General features: G+C 25.6%; 3 protein-coding genes. All 3 read left to right on the top strand.

Annotation, left to right across the window (positions count from 1 at the left end):
• Nucleotides 1–79 precede the first annotated feature (79 nt).
• Nucleotides 80–1135, top strand: a complete 1056-nt coding sequence (gene lpxB / locus KJQ99_RS09235; protein ID WP_214120310.1) for a lipid-A-disaccharide synthase — start codon at nucleotides 80–82, stop codon at nucleotides 1133–1135.
• Nucleotides 1136–1139: 4 nt separating this feature from the next.
• Nucleotides 1140–1619, top strand: a complete 480-nt coding sequence (greA, locus tag KJQ99_RS09230) for a transcription elongation factor GreA (protein WP_239802743.1) — start codon at nucleotides 1140–1142, stop codon at nucleotides 1617–1619.
• Nucleotides 1619–2038 (top strand): metallophosphoesterase (locus KJQ99_RS09225; protein ID WP_214150641.1); only part of this gene is annotated, 420 nt, incomplete at its 3' end. The genes greA and KJQ99_RS09225, both read left to right, overlap by 1 nt.

Raw genomic sequence — 2038 nt, 5'->3', positions numbered from 1 at the left:
ATATTAAAATTATGTTTTATAATAATATCAATATACTTTAAATTCTCTTTAAAGAATAATTTTTATTAAAGGAAAAAATATGAAATTATTAAGCATAGCTTTAGAAAATTCTGCAAATTCTCATCTAAAACATATATTAAAAAAATTAGATAATATAGAATTATACGGGATTTATGATATTAATTTAAAAAATGAAATTCCTATTTTAAATTCTAATAATTATTGTGATTTTACAGAATTTAATGCTATGGGTTTTGTGCAGATTTTGCCACTTATTTTAAAAGCAAAAAAAGCTATAAAAGATTTGGTTCAAATAGCACTTAATGACAAAATTGAAAAGATTTTATTAATTGATTCTCCTGCTTTTAATATACCATTTGCAAAAGCCTTAAGAAAAGCAGGTTTTAAAGGCAAAATTATTTATTTTATCTTGCCACAAGTTTGGGCTTGGAAAAAAGGTAGGATTAAGGTAGTTGAGAGTTTATGTGATGAATTAGTTGGGATTTTACCTTTTGAAAATCAGTATTTTAAAAAATCTCATTATTTTGGAAATCCAAGTAATGAAGCATTGAAAGATTATTTTAAAGAAAACTCAAATTCTAAAAAATTAATAGCCTTTTTACCAGGTTCAAGAAAAAGCGAAATCAAATCTTTAATGCCGATTTTTAGGAATTTAAAACAAGATTTTAAAGACTATGAATGCGTAGTTTGTGTGCCAAATTTTTTAAAAGATAGATTAGATTTATATGAAGATTTAAGCGGCTTTACTATCTCATATGATACTAAGGCTACTTTAAAAGAATGCGAGTTTGCTTATATTTGCAGCGGGACTGCAAGTCTTGAAGCAGGGCTAATCGGAAATGCTTTTTGTTTATGTTATAAGGCTAAAATGATTGATTATTTCATAGCAAAAACTTTAGTAAAAATCAAATTTATTGGACTTTGTAATATTATTTTTGATAAGCTTAATTTGGGCGAATTTCATAAAGAATTCATTCAAAATTTAGATAAGACAGAGTTATTAAAAGCATTTGAAAATGCGAATAAAGATGAATTTTTAGAAAAATCAAAAAAATTAAGAGAATTAACTAAAGGTGAAATAGCAAATAATTTAGCAAAATTAATCAAGGAGTAATAATATGGAAATGATGACACAAAAAGGATATGAAAAATTATTTAAAGAATTAGAGCATTTAAAGGTAGTTGAGCGTCCTAATGTGGTAAAAGAAATTGATATTGCAAGGTCTCACGGAGATTTAAAAGAAAACGCTGAATATCACGCAGCAAGAGAAAAACAAAGCTTTTTAGAAGGCAAAATCGCAGAACTTAGCGAAATTTTAGCAAATGCTAAGATAGTAAATCCAGCAGAATTTAATCACGATAAAGTAAGATTTGGTAGCACGGTTTTGATAATGGATTTAAATACAGAAGAAGAAAAAACATTTAGCATAGTAGGAAATAGTGAAAGCGATTTAGATAAAGGCTATATCAGTATAAACTCACCTATAGCAAAAGCTATGATAGGTAAAGTTGAAGGCGATGAGTTTAATGTAGTATTACCTAAAGGTAAAGCTAGTTATGAAATACTTGAAATTTATTATAAAGAGCTTGATATTTAATGCTTGTATTAAAAGAAGGAGCAATTTTTATAGCCGATGTGCATTATGATAGCACTAGGCTTGATTTTGTAGATTTTATAGATTTTTTAAAAAAGACTAATCCACCACAAGTAATACTTCTAGGAGATATTTTTAATCTTTTAATAGGTGGAATTTCAAGTTGTAAAAACGATAATTTAGATATTATAAAAGCATTAGATGATTTAGCTTTAAAAATAGAAATTATTTATTTTGAAGGAAATCATGATTTTAATTTAACTAAGCTTTTTAACAATGTAAAAATCATTAAAAATCAACCAATTTTAGCAACTTATAACAATAAGATTTTTGCTATATCTCACGGAGATATATTTTTGCCAATCATCACTCAAATAGCTTTAAGATTTTTAAGATTTAGCTTTGTAATTTTTATATTAAAT

This window comes from Campylobacter sp. 2018MI13 (assembly GCF_018501135.1).
Lineage (GTDB): Bacteria > Campylobacterota > Campylobacteria > Campylobacterales > Campylobacteraceae > Campylobacter_E.
This window is presented reverse-complemented; position numbering and strand designations above follow the sequence as displayed.